Here is a 15,756-nt window from a genome sequence, read left to right on the forward strand (position 1 = left end):
GTGGCGCACGCCACTCACTGATCGCCGGTCAGGAACCCGAACTGCTCGATCATGCGTAGCGCCGCGTCGCGAACTGCCCCGACCGATGGCCCTGACCTCAGGATATCCCGGGAGACCGCCGGAAGCGCAAGCCGGGCGCGCGGGCCAAGGATGCGGGCGACATCAGCCGCCGTGCCCCCCTGCGCGCCCACGCCCGGCAGCAGGACCGGCCCATTGATGGCGGAGAGGTCGGGCACCTCGCTCAGCGTCGCACCGACGACCACGCCGATCGAACCCATGGGCGCGGCGCCGGCATTGAGCGCGGCGACCTCGTCGACCATGCCCTGGGCAACCGTCCTGCCCGTCGGGGTGGTCGCGCGCTGCACCGATGCCCCCTCCGGGTTGGAGGTGGCCGCGAGCACGAATGCCCCGCGCCCGGACCCCAGCGCGAGCTCCAGCGCGGGGCCGAGCGAGCCGAGACCCAGGTACGGCGAGACGGTCACGGCATCCGCGGCGAGCGGCGAGCGATCATCGAGCCAGGCGCGGGCGTAGGCCGCCATGGTCGAGCCGATGTCACCGCGCTTGGCGTCCGCGAGCACGAGGGCCCCGGAGGCTCGCAGCGCCGCCATGGTGGTCTCGAGCACCCGCATCCCGGCCGAGCCGTGCGCCTCGTAGAACGCTACCTGCGGCTTGACCACGGCCGCGATGCCACCAAATGCCTCCACGCAGATGTCGCTGAAGCGTGCTAGCCCATCAGCGTCGTCGGCGAGCCCCCACTGCTCGAGCAGCGCCGGATGCGGGTCGATGCCCACGCACAGCGCGCCCCGCTCGGCGGTGGCCTCCCACAGGCGGTCACCGAAGGCCTGCTGCCCGCGAGGATCCCCCGCGGTGCCGCTCATCCGCGCAGGACCTTGTGCAACACCTGGAGGGGCTGCACGCCGATGTCGCCGCGCCGCAGCGCTTCGATGCCCTGCACGGCCGCCGCGGCGCCCTGCACGGTGGTGATGCACGGGGTGGAGGTGGCCACGGCCGCGTTGCGGATCTCGTAGCCATCGATGCGCGGGCCCGAGTTGCCGTAGGGCGTGTTGATGATCATGTCGACCTCGCCGTCGCGGATCTGGTCGACGATCGTGCGCTCGCCCTCGGCCAGCGTCTCCCCCGACAGCTTGCGCACCTCGGTGCAGGGGATGCCGTTGCGACGCAGGATCTCCGCGGTGCCCCGCGTAGCGAGGATCGTGAAACCAAGATCAGCGAGGCGCTTGACGGGGAAGATGAGCGATCGCTTGTCCCGGTTGGCGACCGAGACGAACACGGTCCCCTCGGTGGGCAGCGGTCCGTAGGCGCCGGCCTGGCTCTTGGCGAACGCGGTACCGAAGTCCGCATCGATGCCCATGACCTCGCCGGTGGACTTCATCTCGGGGCTGAGCAGCGTATCGACCCCGGATCCGTCCGCGCGGCGGAAGCGGTTGAAGGGCAGCACGGCCTCCTTCACCGCGATCGCCGAGTTCACCGGCATCGTGCCGCCATCGCCCTCTGCCGGGAGGATCCCCGCTTGGCGCAGGTCGGCGATGGACTCGCCGAGCATCACCCGCGCGGCGGCCTTCGCGAGCGGAACCGCCGTCGCCTTGGAGACAAACGGAACCGTGCGGCTCGCGCGCGGGTTGGCCTCGAGCACGTAGAGCACATCGTCCTTGAGCGCGTACTGCACGTTGAGCAGGCCCTTCACGCCGATCCCCGCGGCGAGGGCCTCGGTGGAGCGGCGCACGGTCTCGAGGTCGGAGCGGCCCAGCGTGATCGGGGGCAGGGCGCACGCCGAGTCACCGGAGTGGATGCCCGCCTCCTCGATGTGCTCCATCACGCCGCCGATGAATACCTCGGTGCCATCGCACAGTGCATCGACGTCGATCTCGATGGCATCGTCGAGGAACTTGTCGACGAGCACCGGATGATCGGCGGTGAGCTCGGTGGAGCGCGAGATGTAGTCCTCGAGGGACTTCTCGTCGTAGACGATCTCCATGCCACGGCCACCGAGCACGTAGGAGGGCCGCACGAGCACGGGGTAGCCGATGTCGGCGGCGACGGCACGGGCCTGCGGGAAGCTCGTGGCAGTGCCGAACCGGGGGGCGGGCAGCCCTGCGGCATTGAGCACCTCGCCGAAAGCGCCGCGATCCTCCGCGAGGTCGATCGCCGCGGGCGTGGTGCCCACGATCGGCACGCCTGCCTTCTCGAGCTTCTCGGCGAGCTTGAGCGGGGTCTGGCCGCCAAGCTGCACGATCACTCCAGCGACGGTGCCGGACTGGGTCTCCGCGTGGTAGACCTCGAGCACGTCCTCGAGGGTGAGCGGCTCGAAGTAGAGGCGATCCGCGGTGTCATAGTCGGTGGAGACAGTCTCTGGGTTGCAGTTGACCATGACGGTCTCGTACCCGGCTTCGGTGAGCGTGAGCGCGGCGTGGACGCACGAGTAGTCGAACTCGATGCCCTGGCCGATGCGGTTGGGCCCGGAGCCGAGGATGAGCACCTTCGTCCGCTCCACCTGGGGCGCGACCTCGCTCTCCGCGGCGGGATCGAGCTCATAGGTGGAGTAGTGGTACGGGGTCTTCGCCTCGAACTCGGCGGCGCAGGTGTCTACGGTCTTGTAGACGGGGCGCACGCCGAGGCGGTGGCGCAGCGCGCGCACGCCCTCCTCCCCGGCCAGCTCGGAGCGCAGCGCGGCGATCTGGCGGTCGGAGAGCCCGGAGTTCTTGGCGCGGCGCAGCAGGTTCTCGTCGAGGACGGGCGCGGCGAGCAGTTCCTCGCGGAGGTCGAGCCGGGCCGCGATCGCCGAGATGAACCAGGGATCGATCTTGGTGGCCTCGAAGACCTGCGCCTCGGTCGCCCCCATGCGCAGCGCCTGCTCGACACGGTAGATGCGCCCCTCGAGCGGAGTTCGGATGTTGTCGAGGACGGCCTCGAGGGTGTCGAGCGCGGGATCGTCGGGGCTGGTCCAGAATCCGGCGGCGCTGGTCTCCATCGAGCGCAGCACCTTGCCGAGGGCCTCGCGGAAGCTGCGGCCGAGCGACATCGCCTCGCCGACGGACTTCATCGTGGTGGTCAGCGTCGCGTCAGCACCGGGGAACTTCTCGAACGCGAACCGCGGCGCCTTGACCACGACGTAGTCGAGGGTGGGCTCGAAGCTCGCGGGAGTCTCCCGGGTGATGTCGTTGACAATCTCGTCGAGGGTGTAGCCGATGGCGAGCTTGGCGGCGATCTTGGCGATCGGGAAGCCTGTTGCCTTCGAGGCGAGCGCGGAGGACCGGGAGACGCGCGGGTTCATCTCGATGACGATCAGGCGACCGTCGTCGGGGTTGATGGCGAACTGGATGTTGCAGCCGCCAGTATCCACGCCGACCTCGCGGAGGATCGCGATGCCCACGTCGCGCATGTGCTGGTACTCGCGGTCGGTGAGGGTCATTGCCGGCGCCACGGTGATCGAGTCGCCGGTGTGCACGCCCATGGGATCGAGGTTCTCGATGGAGCAGACGATCACGACGTTGTCGCGGCCATCGCGCATCAGCTCGAGCTCGTACTCCTTCCAGCCGAGGATGGATTCCTCGATGAGCACGTTCGCCGTCGGCGAGGCATTGATGCCCCCGCCGGCGATCCGCTCGAGGTCGGACTGGTTGTAGGCCATGCCGGAGCCGAGGCCGCCCATGGTGAAGCTGGGGCGCACCACGACGGGGAAGCCGAGCTCGTCGACGGTGTCGTTGACCTCCGCCATCGTGTAGCAGACGCGCGAGCGCGCGGATTCCCCACCGATCTTGGCGACGATGTCCTTGAACTTCTGGCGGTCCTCGCCACGCTGGATGGCCTCGAAGTCCGCGCCGATCAGCTCGACGTCGTACTTCTCGAGCGAGCCGCGCTCGTGCAGCGCGACGGCGGTGTTCAGCGCGGTCTGCCCGCCAAGGGTGGCGAGCAGCGCGTCGATGGGGTGGCCCTCCGCTGCCTCGCGCTCGATGACCTTCTCGACGAACTCGGCGGTGATCGGCTCGACGTAGGTAGCGTCAGCGAACTCCGGGTCGGTCATGATCGTCGCCGGGTTCGAGTTGACGAGGGTGACGCGAAGTCCCTCTTCCTTGAGGACGCGGCAGGCCTGCGTGCCCGAGTAGTCGAACTCGCACGCCTGTCCGATCACGATCGGGCCGGAGCCGATCACGAGTACATGCTGGAGATCTGTGCGGCGGGGCATTACGCGGTGCCTTTCTGGGCCGATGCGGCATCAAGCTGCGAGACGAACTGGTCAAACAGGTACGCGGCGTCGTGGGGGCCCGCCGCGGCCTCGGGGTGGTACTGGACGGAGAACGCGGAGCCATCGAGCAGGCGCACGCCCTCGACTGTCCCATCGTTGGCGCAGGTATGGCTGACCACGGCACGCCCGAACGGGGTGTCGAACTCCTGGCCCGCCTCGCCCTCGAGCGCGAACCCGTGGTTCTGGGCGGTGATGGCGACCCGGCCGGTGGCGTGATCGATGACCGGGATGTTGATGCCGCGGTGGCCGAACTTCATCTTGTAGGTGCCGAGCCCGAGCGCGCGGCCGAGGATCTGGTTGCCGAAGCAGATGCCGAACAACGGCAGGCGCTGGCCCAGGATCGCCTTGGTGAGCTGCACCGCGCCATCCGCCGTGGCGGGGTCGCCGGGCCCGTGGGAGAGGAACACGCCGTCGGGGTCGAGGTCGAGGATGTCCTCGAGGCCGACCGAGCTGGGCACCACGTGCACGCGGACGCCACGCTGGGCGAGCATGCGCGGGGTGTTGGTCTTGATGCCGAGATCGACGGCCACGATCGTGGCGCGGGGCTCTCCCCCGGGCTCGATGACGTACCCGCTAGGGGTGGACACCTCCGCGGAGAGGTCGGCGCCGAGCATCGACGGCTGGTTGCGAACCCGCTCGACGAGCTCCTCGGCGCTCGCGAGCGCCGCGCCGGAGAACACCCCGGCACGCATCGCGCCGAAGTTGCGCAGGTGGCGCACCACGGCACGGGTGTCGATCCCTTGGATGCCGACGATCCCCTGGTTGTCGAGCTCCTCCTGGAGGCTGTGGCTAGCGCGATAGTTCGACACCACTCGCGTGGCCTCGCGGATGGCGTAGCCAGCGACCCAGATCTTGCCGGAGGGGCCGGCTGCCTCGTGGCCGCGCGATCCGAAGGACTCGCTGTCCTCCAGGTTCCAGCCCGTGTTGCCGATCTGCGGAGCCGTCGCCACCACGATCTGCCGGTGATAGCTCGGGTCGGTCAATGTCTCCTGGTAGCCGGTCATGCCGGTGCTGAACACCGCCTCGCCGAGGGTCTGTCCTTCCGCCCCGAAGGCACGGCCCCGATAGATCTTGCCGTCCTCGAGGACCAGAGCTGCTTCGCTCACCCGTCTACACCGTTCTTTCCGTTGGTCCCATTGTTTTCCCGCGCGGCCGCCGGGGAATCAGATGCCGCGGGGCTGCTTGTCGTGCCGCTCGCCGTGCCCGTGTCGGCGGCTGGCCCGGCGGCCGAATCCGGATCGTCCTGCCAGAGCGCGATCCACGCCGGGTACTCGTTCTTGTCCACGGCCCGGAAGCCACTGTCGATCTCCGCTCCCGTGCTCGTGCGCCAGCGGATGACCAGGAGCCCGTCCTTGGTCATGACCTTGCCCGCGAGCCCCCGCTCGGTGCGCAGGCCCAGCACCTGGTCGCGGGGGATCCACACATCGGCGGCTCCTTGCCGGGCGAGGAGCAGGCCGTCATCGAACGCGAGCAGGTCAGCGTTCGCCCGGTCGCCCAGATCGCCCACGGCGACCCGGTTGATCCAGGAGGGCGCGAGCGTCGAGCCGACGTACAAGCCGTGGCTAGGTCCGAGCACCGGATCGCCGAGCGTTCCCGGCACGGGAGCGAGCGCACCGACGATGCCCTCTTGCAGCTCCCCGCGCCGCCGCCATGCACGGATCATCAGCCACACCAGGATTGCCCAGACCGCGAACAGCGCCACGGTCAGCAAGACGCGAGTCATCGCGGGATCACCTCTCCATCGCGTGCCGTGACCCGGCCGCGCAGCATGGTCATCGTGACCCGCGCGGCGAGCTCCATGCCCTCGAAAGGGTTATTGCGGGACAGGCTCGCGAACTCGTCGGAGCGCACGGTCCAGCGCGCCTCGGGGTCCACCAGCACCAGGTTCGCTGGCTCCCCCACCTCGATAGGGCGGCCTTGATCATGCAGCCGCACGATCTCCGCGGGCCGCTCGCTCATCACGCGCGCCACCTCGCGCCACGTCAGCAGCCCTGGCTTCACCATGACCTCGGCAATGATCGACAGGGCCGTCTGCAGGCCCAGCATGCCCGGGCGCGCATGAGCGAAACCGCAGCACTTCTCCTGCGCGGCGTGCGGAGCATGATCGGTGGCCACGCAGTCGATGATCCCGGCGGCCAGCGCCGCCCGCAGCGCCTCGACGTCGGAGCGCTCGCGCAGCGGCGGGTTCACCTTGTTGACGGCATCGTAGGTCTCGAGCCGCGAGTCATCGAGCAGCAAGTGATGCGGCGTGACCTCCGCGGTGAGGGAGATGCCCTGGGCCTTCGCCCACTTGACCAGCTCGACGGTGCCCGCGGTGGAGGCATGGCAGATGTGCACGCGGTAGCCAGCATCGCGAGCGAGCAGCGCGTCGCGGGCGACGATCGCTTCCTCCGCCGCGCGCGGCCACCCGGCCAGGCCCAGCCGTGCCGCGGTGGGACCCTCGTGCGCGACAGCGCCCACGGTGAGGCGCGGCTCCTCGGCATGCTGGGCGATGAGCACGTCGAGACCGCGCGCGTACTCGAGGGCGCGGCGCATCATCAGCGGATCCTCGACGCACACGCCGTCGTCGGAGAACATCCGCACCCGGCCCTTGCCGTTGGCCATGGCGGCCATCTCGGTGAGCTGCTTGCCCTTGAGCCCCACGGTGACCGCTCCCACGGGGTGCACGTCGACGATGCCGGCGTCCTGCCCGCGCTGCCACACGTGGTCGGTGATCACGACGTTGTCCGCGACCGGATCCGTGTTCGCCATGGCGAACACCGCGGTATAGCCACCGAGGGCCGCGGCGGCGGAGCCAGTGTCGATGGTCTCGGTGTCCTCGCGGCCTGGCTCGCGAAGGTGGGTGTGCATGTCCACGAGACCGGGCAGCAGGATCTTGCCGCTGCCATCGATCTCGGTAGCGCCCTCGGGCAGGTCGAGGCCCGGGCCGATGGCGGTGATGATGCCGCCGGCGATGGCGATGTCGACAGGCTCGCCCTCCGCATAGGGGCGGGCTCCGCGAATGATGATCGGATTGCTGGTCATACCTTCTCCTCCACACCGACCAGGAGCCGGAACAGCACCGCCATGCGGACATGCACGCCGTTGGCGACCTGATCGAGCACCGTGGACTGGGGCGAGTCCGCCACGGAGTAGCCGATCTCCATGCCGCGGACCATGGGGCCGGGGTGCATCACGACCGCATGCTCGGGCAGCATGGCGCGACGGCGCTCATTGAGCCCGTACGTGATGGAGTACTCGCGGGCCGAGGGGAAGAAACCGCCGTTCATGCGCTCGGCCTGCACGCGCAGCATCATCACGGCGTCCGCCGCGGGCAGCTCGGCATCGAGGCTGTAGCCGACCGTGACGGGCCAGGCATTCACTCCCACCGGCATGAGAGTGGGCGGACCGACGAGCACGACCTCGGCGCCAAGCTTGGACAGCAGCAGGGCGTTCGAGCGGGCCACGCGGCTGTGCAGCACATCGCCGACGATCACGACGCGGCGCCCCTCGAGGCCGCCGAGGCGCTGGCGCAGCGTATAGGCATCGAGCAGGGCCTGGGTGGGATGCTCATGCGTGCCGTCGCCGGCATTGATTACCGCCGGACCGGTGCCGTCCGCGGCCGTCGTCCATCCCGCGATGAGCTGGGCCGAGCCCGAGTCGGGGTGGCGCACGATGAGCGCATCCGCGCCTGCCCGGTGCAGCGTGAGGGCGGTGTCGCGGAGGGACTCGCCCTTGCTCACCGACGATGCGCTGATGCCGACATTGATCACGTCGGCGCTCATCCACTTGCCCGCGACCTCGAAGGAGACACGGGTCCGCGTCGAGTTCTCATAGAACACCGTCATGACGGTGCGGCCGCGCAGGGTCGGCAGCTTGCGCACCTCGCGCCCGGCGAGCGCCTGCTCGAAGCGGGACGCCTCGTCGAGGATGCCAGTGGCATCGTCGACGCTGAGATCGTTGATGCTGAGCAGGTGCTTCATCAGGCCGCTCCTGCTGACCGGAGCACCACCGCATCCTGCCCATCGTGCTCGGTCAGCAGCACGGAGACCTCCTCGGCACGGGCCGTGGGGATGTTCTTGCCAACGTAGTCGGCGCGGATGGGAAGCTCGCGATGGCCGCGGTCGACGAGCACGGCGAGCTGCACCACGCGCGGGCGGCCGACATCCCGGAGCGCGTCGAGCGCCGAGCGGACGGTGCGGCCGGAGAACAGCACATCGTCAACGAGGATGACGGTGCAGTTGTCGACCCCGCCGACGGGCATCGAGGTGCGCTCGAGCGGGCGATGCGGCTTGTTGCGGAGATCGTCGCGGTACAAGGTGGTATCGAGCGATCCGATGGGAACCTCGACGCCGGAGAACTCCTTGATGCGGTCCGCGAGGCGCTGTGCGAGGGTGGTTCCCCTGGTGGGGATGCCCACGAGCACGACTGGCGCGCCCTGGGGCTGATCGAGAGCGGTCTTCTCGATGATCTGGTGCGCGATCCGCGCGACCGTCCGCTTCACGTCCGCAGCAGAAAGCAGCTCCCGGCCATCCGCGCGAGCGGATTGCGGAGCTGGTGCTGCAGACGATTCGTCTGGGCTCACCCAGGCCTCCTTCTCCGCCTCACGGGACGGATCGTTAAAGGATGTCGTTCTGCTGCCGCGACTCTACCAGTCGCGATCCTCCGTGGTGGCATCGGCGCCGGGGCCAGCGGCAGGCTCGCCAGCGTCCACGTCGGCACCGGCGTCCCCCGGGGAAGCGACGGCCTCCTCGGCAACCAGGGGCTCCTCGGCAGCCAAAGCCTCTTCGGCAGCGAGTGCCTCCTGCAAGCGAGCATCGGCCTCCCGCATCGCGGGCACGACATGCACGAGGTGGCCGAGCACTCCATTGATGAAGCCCGGCGAATCATCGGTGGACAGTTCCTTGGCCAGCTCGACCGCTTCGTCCACCGCGACGACGGGCGGGACGTCGTCGGCATAGAGCAGTTCCCATGCCGCTGCCCGCATGATCGCGCGATCCACCGCGGGCAGGCGCTCGAGCGTCCACTCGTGCAGGTGCGTGGCGATCAAGTCGTCGATCCGGGCCTGGTTGTCGACCACGCCGCTGATGAGAGCACGCGTGTAGTCCGCGATCGGCGGGACCACCTCGGCGCGGGCGAGGGCAGCCCGCTCGCCCAGCACCACCGTCGCGACCTCGCCGCGTGCCTCGGACTCGAACAGCATCTCCACGGCCCGACGGCGGGCCTTGTGCCGCGCGCCAAGCTTCTTGAAACGATTACTGGTCACGCGCGACCAAGGTAGCTGCCGTCACGGGTGTCGACCTTGAGCTTGTCGCCCGTGCTGATGAACAGGGGAACCTGGATCTCCGCGCCGGTCTCCATCGTGGCGGGCTTGGAGCCGCCCGTGGAGCGATCGCCCTGCAGGCCCGGGTCGGTGTGCTGGACGACAAGCTCGACGGTGACGGGCAGTTCCACGTACAGCGGCTCGTTGTCGTGGGTGGCGACCTGCACGACGGTGTTCTCCAGCAGGAACCGCGCGCCATCGCCGACCGTGGCCTCGCTGATGTGGATCTGCTCGAACGTCTCGCCGTCCATGAAGACAAAATCGGCGCCGTCACGGTACAGGTAGGTCATGTCGCGACGATCGACCGTGGCGACTTCCACCTTCACGCCCGCGTTCCAGGTCTTGTCGACCGTCTTGCCCGACAGCACGTTCTTCAGCTTCGTGCGGACGAACGCCGGACCCTTGCCGGGCTTGACATGCTGGAACTCGGTGATCTGCCACAACTGGCCATCAATCTTGAGGACCAGACCGTTCTTGAAATCAGCAGTCGATGCCACGACGAGTTTCTCCTGTAAAAGTGTGGTGGTTCAATCCTTCGCGCCCTGGCCAGCCGGGCGCGGACCTCGTGGACGCCACGGGCCAACCCCTAGATGACAAGGAGTTCCCTGGTCGTGGTCGTTAGCACCGCAGGGCCTCCCCCGCCGGTCACGCCCTCGGCCACCGCGGGCGTGATGATCACGGTGTCCTCGATCCTGACCCCACCGCGGCCTGGCAGGTAGATGCCGGGTTCCACGGTGATGGCAGTGTTGCAGAGTAGTCTACTGTCCGCGTTCCGCGCCACCGAGGGTGCCTCGTGGATCTCCAGGCCCACACCATGCCCGGTGCTATGGACGAAGTCATCACCGTGCCCCGCAGCAGTAATCACCGCTCGCGCCGCGCCATCGATGTCCCCGGCCAGCGCGCCCTCCACCGAGGCCTCGCGCCCCGCATGCTGCGCCTCGCGCACGATGTCATGGATCCGCCGCTGCCACGGCTCCGGCGGCGCTCCCACCACCACCGTGCGCGTCATGTCCGAGTGATACCCGCCCACTTCGGCACCGAAGTCCATCTTGACGAGGTCCCCCCGCTCGATCAGCGCATCGGTCGGCCGGTGGTGCGGCACGGCCGAGCTCGCGCCCGACGCTACGATCGTCTCGAACGCGATGCCCTCCGCGCCCTCCTCGTGCATCAGCCACTCCAGCTTGCGCGCCACCCGGCGCTCGGACTCGCCGGGACGCAGTGCCCCGGACTCGAGCAGCCTGGCCAGGGCGCGGTCGGCAGCACCGCACGCGGCCTCGAGCGCGGCGATCTCGGTGGCGTCCTTGACGATCCGAAGTCCCTCGACCAATCCACGCGTGCCGACTAAGTCGATCCCCGAGGCCTCGCCGACAAGGAGCTCATGCTGCGCCACGGTGACGGTGCTGCTCTCGAAGGCCAGCCGCCCGCTGAGGCGCTCCGCAGCGAGGGCAGCGAGCCGCAGGGCGCCCGAGCGTGCCATCTCCACAGCCACGCCCGGCGACTGCTCGCGCACCTGGGTCGCGTAGCGCCCATCCGTGGCGATCACCGTGGCGCTCTCGCCGCCTTTGTGGTCACTGGCAACGAGCACCGCGGCATGGGATCCAGTGAAGCCCGTCAGATAGCGCACGTTGACGAGATTGGTCACCAGGATCGCATCGACGCCCTCGTCGGCCAGGAGGGATCGCAGGCGCTCGCGCCGCTGCGCGAACGTCTCCGGGCCTGCCATGATCACCGTCACGTTCCGGGCCCCCATTCGTTGATCGGTCCAGCGCTGCTCCAGGAGCGACGATACCGGTGCGCCCATGATGTGACGGGGACCATTCGCCGATACCAGGCATGGGATGTCACACATCACAGACGCATAACCGCTACCCTGCTCATATGAACTTGTGGCTCATCCGTGGTTTGATCCTCGCGGCCGTCTTGGTCTTGGTCCGAGCAGTGCTTGGGTACGGGATCTATGCCTGGCCTGAATCAGGTGCCACCCAGCGCGCCATCTCCGTCGTTGTCGTCATGATCGCTGCGCTCGCCTGGCCCTTCTTCGACGGCTACGCCGATGCGAAGGAGTTCGAGGACGAGGAGGATCGCGCGGACCTCACGCTGCTGTGGCTGAAGTCGGCCGGAGCGGCTGGCGTCATGGCGGGATTCGCGGCCTGGCTTCTGTCCTTCGTCATCCCGGGCATCGGCAGTGGAAACCTGATCATCGAGGTCACCGTCGGCGCGGGATTCATGCTGCTGCTGCTGTCGATCCCGGCTCAGATCGGCATCCTGCTCGGGCGGTTCTTCGGCGACCGGGCACGTCGGCGCTCCACGGAGCCGGAGCCGGAGGACGAGTTCGGACGCCACCCCATCCACGCGCACCACCAGAAGGAGCCGATCCTCGCTGGTTCGCAGCGTAGTGACAAGCATGCGGATGCCCAGCATGGCGATGCCCAGCACGGGGAGACCCAGCACGGGCAGACCCAGCACGGGGATGCCGAGTACGCGGGTGAGTACCGCGATTCTGATTTCGCCGCGGAGCGCGCGACCGACCGGGACGACAAGCGGTAGATCGCACGGAACGAGATAGCTCAAGACAGGGAGCCCGCGCCATGGCGCGGGCTCCCTGCGTTGTAGCGGCCCGTGGTGCGGTGGCCCGTGGTGTAGTGGCCCGTGGTGCGGTGGCCTTCCCTCGGCAGCCGACGCTGCCCGTGTGCGAAATACGACACCCCCAGCGCGACCCGCCGACGGAGATCGCACACTCATCGGCGAGTCGGAGGCATCAGGGTTGTGGTCTTACAGCATGATCGCGCTCGACTGCGGGGGCGCGTCGTCCTCCCGCGCCACCACCGAGTACGCGGCCGCGAGCAGCGAGGGATCGGGCGCCTCGAGCCGTCCTGGCTTGGCGAGCCCATCGAGGACCACGAAACGGAGCATGCCTGAGCGATTCTTCTTGTCCGAGCGCATGCCGTTCATCAGGTCGGTGAACGCATCGGGGTCGTAGCTGACCGGCAGGCCGATGAGCTTGAGGATCCGGGCATGGCGATCCGCGGTCTCGTCATCGAGCCGACCAGCAAGCCTGCCGAGCTCGGCGGCGAACACCATGCCGACCGCTACCGCAGCACCGTGGCGCCACCGGTAGCGCTCGCGCCGCTCGAGGGCATGACCGAGCGTATGGCCGTAGTTGAGGATCTCCCGCAGGTTCGATTCCTTGAGGTCCGCGGCGACGACGTTGGCCTTCACCTCGATCGAGCGACGAATCAGCTCGGGCAGGACCTCGCCCGCCGGATCGAGCGCGGCCTCGGGATCCTCCTCGATGAGGTCAAGGATCACCGGATCGGCGATGAAGCCGGCCTTCACGATCTCCGCCATGCCCGCGACGATCTCGTTGCGCGGCAGGGTCTCGAGCGTCACGAGATCAACGAACACGGCCGACGGCTCATGGAACACACCGACGAGGTTCTTGCCAGCCTCGGTATTGATCCCGGTCTTGCCGCCGACCGCGGCATCGACCATCGCGAGCAGGGTGGTGGGCACGTGCACGATCCGCACCCCGCGCATCCAGGTGCCAGCGATGAAGCCAGCGAGGTCGGTGGCAGCGCCCCCGCCGAGGCTGACGATGGCATCGGTGCGCGACAAGCCGATGCGGCCGAGGACCTCCCAGCAGAATCCCGCGACCGCGAGCTCCTTGCCGTCCTCGGCATCGGGGATCTCGATGCGATGCGCCTCCGCGCCCGCTTCCTCGAGCGCGGCGCGCAAGGCCTCCGCCGTCTCGCCAAGCGGCGGCTGGTAGAACACGGCGATCGTGCCGACGCCCTTGAGCTCGCCGACGATATCACCGAGCAGGCCCCGACCGATCACCACTGGATACGGCTGCTCGGTGGCCACCTCGACCCGAATAGGCTCGCTCACTGCTGCTCCTCTGCTCGTTTGTCCCGGCGCTTCCCGTTGGGCCAGCGCGTTCGCGCGCGGTCATTGTCCAGCTTGCGCACGATGTATTGCACCACGCGACCGGGGCTGCGCCCCTCCGTGCGCACTCTCATCGTGGCGACCTTGCGGTAGATCGGTCGCCGGATGCGCATCAGCGAACGATACCGGTTCTCGGGATCGGCTCCGGCGAGCAACGGCCGCGATGAGTTCGCTCCCGTTCGCTTCAGGCCCTCCGAGACGCTGATCTCCAGGTAGATGACCGTATGACCGCGGCGCACATCCTGGGTGGCGGCCGAGAGCACCGCTCCCCCGCCCAGCGAGACGACGCCATCCTGCTCCGCGATCGCCTGCGCGACCACCTTTTCCTCGATAGCGCGAAAGCCCGGCTCGCCCTCCGCCGCGAAGATCGAGGTTATGCTTCGGCCGGTCTCGCGCTCGATGGCCGCGTCAGTGTCGTAGAAGGAGACCCCGAGGGCGGAGGCGAGCCGTCGCCCGATCGTTGACTTCCCTGCCCCGGGCGGGCCGACGAGGACTGCTCGTGGGGGCACTCAGACCGGCTCCCCCGCGGCAGCGCGCCGCCGCTCCTCCCAGTGCATCCGCTCCTCGATCTCGGCCAGATAGGCCTGGACGTTGCGGGACGTCTCGGCGATCGAGTCGCCGCCAAACTTCTCCAGCACCGCCTGGGCGACCACGAGCGCCACCATGGATTCCGCCACCACTCCCGCGGCAGGGACGGCGCACACGTCGGAGCGCTGGTGGATCGCGACGGCCTCGTCGCCGGTGCTCATATCGATGGTGCGCAGGGCGCGGGGAACCGTGGAGATCGGCTTCATCGCGGCGCGCACGCGCAACGCCTGGCCATTGGTCATGCCACCCTCGAGACCGCCCGCGCGGTTCGACAGGCGCAGCACGCCATCCGGGCCTGGTGTCATCTCGTCATGGGCGGCCGAGCCGCGGCGGCGGGAGGTCTCGAATCCATCGCCGATCTCGACGCCCTTGATCGCCTGGATGCCCATCAGCGCCGAGGCGAGCCGCGCATCGAGGCGATTATCGCCACTAATGAAGGAACCAAGCCCGATCGGCAGGCCATGGACGACGACCTCGACCACGCCGCCGAGGGTATCGCCGGCCCGCTTCGCGGACTCGATCTCCTTGATCATGGCCTCCTCGGCGTCCTTGTCGAGCGCGCGCACGGGGCTCGCATCGATCGCCGCGAGATCGTCGGCTCCAGGCACCGCATCGGAAGTGGTCGCGGCGGTTCCAATGCTCACCACATGCGAGACGACGTCCACTCCGAGGCACTGCTTGAGGAACCTGCGGGCGACGGTGCCCACCGCGACGCGCGCCGCGGTCTCGCGGGCGCTCGCGCGCTCGAGCACGGGCCGGGCATCCTCGAAGCCGTACTTGAGCATCCCGGCGAAATCAGCATGGCCGGGCCGGGGGCGCGTCAAGGGCTCGTTGCGCGCGAGGTCCGCGAGGATCGCCGGGTCCACGGGATCCGGGGACATGACCTGCTCCCACTTGGGCCACTCGGTGTTGCCGACCTCGATGGCGATGGGGCCACCGAGCGTCTTGCCGTGGCGCAGCCCGCCGAGCGGGGTGACCTTGTCGGCCTCGAACTTCATGCGCGCGCCACGGCCGTAGCCAAGGCGGCGGCGCGCGAGGTTCTCGGCGATGTCGTTCGATGTCACCTCGACGCCCGCCACCATGCCCTCGAGCATGGCGACGAGGGCAGGTCCGTGTGATTCTCCGGCAGTTATCCAGCGCAGCACGTGTTCCATCTTCCCACGAGTTCAGGACGGTCCCGGCACCATCCCCTGCGCTAGCGCCGCGCCATGCGCCAGGATCAGCGCGAGCGCGGTGGCTCCGCAGAGCGAAGGTCCGTGTGGCAAGCGTATACGGCCTAGGCGCGCGCCCGCACCGCCCCCGCGCTCGCGCGCTGCGATGGCCGCGCCCGCGAGGATCGTCAGCACGGGCGCGCCGAGGGCCACGATGAACCAGGCGACAGGGCCGTGGGGACCAGCCAGCGCACCGAGGCCGAGCGCGAGCTTGACGTCCCCGCCGCCCATCGAACGGGGCGAGAGCACATGCGGGACGAGGTAGAGCAGGCCCAGCAGCAGGCCCCCGGCGAGGGCCGGGAGGCCCTGCCCCATGACGATCGAGACTGCGAGGATCACGACCGCACCGCCCAGGGTGAGCCCGTTCGGCAGGCGATGCTGCCGCAGGTCGAACCAGGCCAGGATCGCCATCCACGGCACCGCCGCCGCGGCAAGCACGAGCATGG

The 15,756-nt window shown here is 69.0% G+C and carries 14 protein-coding genes and 1 pseudogene; 1 reads left to right on the top strand and 14 read right to left on the bottom strand.

Features of this window, described 5'->3' with window-relative positions:
* Nucleotides 1–14: 14 nt before the first annotated feature.
* From pyrF to HT102_RS02145, 10 genes and pseudogenes are all read right to left on the bottom strand, one after another.
* Nucleotides 15–878 (bottom strand): orotidine-5'-phosphate decarboxylase, encoded by an 864-nt coding sequence (gene pyrF, locus HT102_RS02100; protein WP_192037742.1) that lies wholly within the window; start codon nt 876–878, stop codon nt 15–17.
* Nucleotides 875–4,204: a carbamoyl-phosphate synthase large subunit gene (gene carB, locus HT102_RS02105; protein ID WP_192037743.1), complete on the bottom strand. Its 3,330-nt coding sequence runs from the start codon at nt 4,202–4,204 to the stop codon at nt 875–877. The genes pyrF and carB overlap by 4 nt, the downstream gene beginning before the upstream one ends.
* The gene (carA, locus tag HT102_RS02110) at nt 4,204–5,370 is read right to left on the bottom strand and encodes a glutamine-hydrolyzing carbamoyl-phosphate synthase small subunit (RefSeq protein WP_192037744.1); all 1,167 of its coding nucleotides are present in this window, start codon (nt 5,368–5,370) and stop codon (nt 4,204–4,206) included. The genes carB and carA overlap by 1 nt, the downstream gene beginning before the upstream one ends.
* Entirely contained in the window at nt 5,367–5,987 is a 621-nt protein-coding gene (locus tag HT102_RS02115) for a PH-like domain-containing protein (RefSeq protein WP_225443058.1), read from the bottom strand. Before HT102_RS02115 ends, carA begins: the two co-directional genes overlap by 4 nt.
* A complete protein-coding gene (locus HT102_RS02120) occupies nt 5,984–7,288 on the bottom strand; it encodes a dihydroorotase (RefSeq protein ID WP_192037745.1) in 1,305 nt (434 codons plus the stop codon). The genes HT102_RS02115 and HT102_RS02120 overlap by 4 nt, the downstream gene beginning before the upstream one ends.
* Complete coding sequence (locus tag HT102_RS02125) at nt 7,285–8,226, bottom strand: aspartate carbamoyltransferase catalytic subunit (RefSeq protein ID WP_192037746.1); 942 nt, start codon at nt 8,224–8,226, stop codon at nt 7,285–7,287. The genes HT102_RS02120 and HT102_RS02125 overlap by 4 nt, the downstream gene beginning before the upstream one ends.
* Complete coding sequence (gene pyrR, locus HT102_RS02130) at nt 8,226–8,828, bottom strand: bifunctional pyr operon transcriptional regulator/uracil phosphoribosyltransferase PyrR (protein ID WP_192037747.1); 603 nt, start codon at nt 8,826–8,828, stop codon at nt 8,226–8,228. The genes HT102_RS02125 and pyrR overlap by 1 nt, the downstream gene beginning before the upstream one ends.
* A gap of 195 nt (nt 8,829–9,023) precedes the next feature.
* Nucleotides 9,024–9,509: pseudogene (nusB, locus tag HT102_RS15780) on the bottom strand (transcription antitermination factor NusB); the annotation flags it as partial.
* Complete coding sequence (gene efp, locus HT102_RS02140; RefSeq protein ID WP_192037749.1) at nt 9,506–10,063, bottom strand: elongation factor P; 558 nt, start codon at nt 10,061–10,063, stop codon at nt 9,506–9,508. The gene efp and the pseudogene nusB, both read right to left, overlap by 4 nt.
* Nucleotides 10,064–10,152: 89 nt before the next feature.
* Nucleotides 10,153–11,289: an aminopeptidase P family protein gene (locus HT102_RS02145; protein WP_192038010.1), complete on the bottom strand. Its 1,137-nt coding sequence runs from the start codon at nt 11,287–11,289 to the stop codon at nt 10,153–10,155.
* Between the two features lie 155 nt (nt 11,290–11,444).
* Here HT102_RS02145 and HT102_RS02150 point away from each other — a divergent pair, with 155 nt between their 5' ends.
* Nucleotides 11,445–12,113, top strand: a complete 669-nt coding sequence (locus HT102_RS02150; RefSeq protein ID WP_192037750.1) for a B-4DMT family transporter — start codon at nt 11,445–11,447, stop codon at nt 12,111–12,113.
* A gap of 225 nt (nt 12,114–12,338) precedes the next feature.
* On the opposite strand, the gene aroB is transcribed toward HT102_RS02150, so the two are convergent.
* Genes aroB through HT102_RS02170 form a run of 4 tightly spaced genes read right to left on the bottom strand, consistent with a single transcriptional unit; the run spans nt 12,339 to nt 15,754 of the window.
* The gene (gene aroB / locus HT102_RS02155) at nt 12,339–13,454 is read right to left on the bottom strand and encodes a 3-dehydroquinate synthase (RefSeq protein ID WP_192037751.1); all 1,116 of its coding nucleotides are present in this window, start codon (nt 13,452–13,454) and stop codon (nt 12,339–12,341) included.
* Nucleotides 13,451–14,020, bottom strand: a complete 570-nt coding sequence (locus HT102_RS02160) for a shikimate kinase (RefSeq protein ID WP_192037752.1) — start codon at nt 14,018–14,020, stop codon at nt 13,451–13,453. Before HT102_RS02160 ends, aroB begins: the two co-directional genes overlap by 4 nt.
* Nucleotides 14,021–15,253, bottom strand: a complete 1,233-nt coding sequence (gene aroC, locus HT102_RS02165; RefSeq protein WP_192037753.1) for a chorismate synthase — start codon at nt 15,251–15,253, stop codon at nt 14,021–14,023.
* 12 nt (nt 15,254–15,265) lie between these two features.
* Complete coding sequence (locus tag HT102_RS02170; protein ID WP_192037754.1) at nt 15,266–15,754, bottom strand: prepilin peptidase; 489 nt, start codon at nt 15,752–15,754, stop codon at nt 15,266–15,268.
* Nucleotides 15,755–15,756: the final 2 nt, after the last annotated feature.

This window comes from Lolliginicoccus lacisalsi (assembly GCF_014841105.1).
GTDB lineage: Bacteria > Actinomycetota > Actinomycetes > Mycobacteriales > Mycobacteriaceae > Lolliginicoccus > Lolliginicoccus lacisalsi.